Source organism: Mycobacterium sp. OAE908 (assembly GCF_017872775.1).
In the GTDB taxonomy this organism is placed as follows: domain Bacteria; phylum Actinomycetota; class Actinomycetes; order Mycobacteriales; family Mycobacteriaceae; genus Mycobacterium.
On sequence record NZ_JAGGJL010000006.1, the window covers coordinates 1 to 2,011 of the forward strand.

The 2,011-nt window shown below is 56.7% G+C and carries 2 rRNA genes (1 of these 2 cut by a window edge); both read left to right on the forward strand.

Annotated features, from left to right (window positions below):
* Nucleotides 1–176 precede the first annotated feature (176 nt).
* Nucleotides 177–1,700: ribosomal RNA gene (locus tag J3E61_RS34325) — 16S ribosomal RNA — on the forward strand.
* Nucleotides 1,701–1,784: 84 nt separating this feature from the next.
* Nucleotides 1,785–2,011: ribosomal RNA gene (locus tag J3E61_RS34330) — 23S ribosomal RNA — on the forward strand (it continues 2,790 nt past the right edge of the window).
* Together the 16S and 23S rRNA genes form the textbook arrangement of a ribosomal RNA operon.

Below are 2,011 nucleotides of genomic sequence, written 5' to 3' on the forward strand. Positions count from 1 at the left end.
GCGGGTGTGTTGTTTGAGAACTCAATAGTGTGTTTGGTGGTTTTTGTTTGTTGTTGTTTTTGCCGCCCTTCTTTTCCCGTTTGGGGGGTGGTTTTTTGATGCCAGTTTTGGTGTCTTTGTTTGTTAGGTCAGGCTTGTTCTGATTCGAATTCACCTGCCTGTTGGTGGGTTGTTTTTGTTTGGAGAGTTTGATTCTGGCTCAGGACGAACGCTGGCGGCGTGCTTAACACATGCAAGTCGAACGGAAAGGCCCTTTCGGGGGTGCTCGAGTGGCGAACGGGTGAGTAACACGTGGGTGATCTGCCCTGCACTTTGGGATAAGCCTGGGAAACTGGGTCTAATACCGAATACACCTTGCTGGTTGCATGACCTGGTGAGGGAAAGCTTTTGCGGTGTGGGATGGGCCCGCGGCCTATCAGCTTGTTGGTGGGGTGATGGCCTACCAAGGCGACGACGGGTAGCCGGCCTGAGAGGGTGACCGGCCACACTGGGACTGAGATACGGCCCAGACTCCTACGGGAGGCAGCAGTGGGGAATATTGCACAATGGGCGCAAGCCTGATGCAGCGACGCCGCGTGAGGGATGACGGCCTTCGGGTTGTAAACCTCTTTCAGCATCGACGAAGCGCAAGTGACGGTAGATGCAGAAGAAGGACCGGCCAACTACGTGCCAGCAGCCGCGGTAATACGTAGGGTCCGAGCGTTGTCCGGAATTACTGGGCGTAAAGAGCTCGTAGGTGGTTTGTCGCGTTGTCCGTGAAAACTCACAGCTCAACTGTGGGCGTGCGGGCGATACGGGCAGACTGGAGTACTGCAGGGGAGACTGGAATTCCTGGTGTAGCGGTGGAATGCGCAGATATCAGGAGGAACACCGGTGGCGAAGGCGGGTCTCTGGGCAGTAACTGACGCTGAGGAGCGAAAGCGTGGGGAGCGAACAGGATTAGATACCCTGGTAGTCCACGCCGTAAACGGTGGGTACTAGGTGTGGGTTTCCTTCCTTGGGATCCGTGCCGTAGCTAACGCATTAAGTACCCCGCCTGGGGAGTACGGCCGCAAGGCTAAAACTCAAAGAAATTGACGGGGGCCCGCACAAGCGGCGGAGCATGTGGATTAATTCGATGCAACGCGAAGAACCTTACCTGGGTTTGACATGCACAGGACGCTGGTAGAGATATCAGTTCCCTTGTGGCCTGTGTGCAGGTGGTGCATGGCTGTCGTCAGCTCGTGTCGTGAGATGTTGGGTTAAGTCCCGCAACGAGCGCAACCCTTGTCTCATGTTGCCAGCGCGTTATGGCGGGGACTCGTGAGAGACTGCCGGGGTCAACTCGGAGGAAGGTGGGGATGACGTCAAGTCATCATGCCCCTTATGTCCAGGGCTTCACACATGCTACAATGGCCGGTACAAAGGGCTGCGATGCCGTGAGGTGGAGCGAATCCTTTCAAAGCCGGTCTCAGTTCGGATCGGGGTCTGCAACTCGACCCCGTGAAGTCGGAGTCGCTAGTAATCGCAGATCAGCAACGCTGCGGTGAATACGTTCCCGGGCCTTGTACACACCGCCCGTCACGTCATGAAAGTCGGTAACACCCGAAGCCGGTGGCCTAACCCCTTGTGGGAGGGAGCCGTCGAAGGTGGGATCGGCGATTGGGACGAAGTCGTAACAAGGTAGCCGTACCGGAAGGTGCGGCTGGATCACCTCCTTTCTAAGGAGCACCACGAGACTCAAGCCGGCCCGCATATTGCGGATCACCGCGTCTTGGGCGATTCGATGGATGGGCCGCACCTGTAGTGGGTGTGGTTCTGGTGCACGACAAACGTTGAGCCGCAACGGGATTCAGCTTCGGTTGGATTTGCGGTGAGGGAATCGCCAGACACACTATTGGGCTTTGAGACAACAAGCCCGCTATCTCTTCGTCCCGAGTGTGGGAAACCGGGGATAGGACTGGTTGTCGCCCTGCTTTGGTGGTGGGGTGTGGTGTTTGATTTGTGGATAGTGGTTGCGAGCATCTAGCAG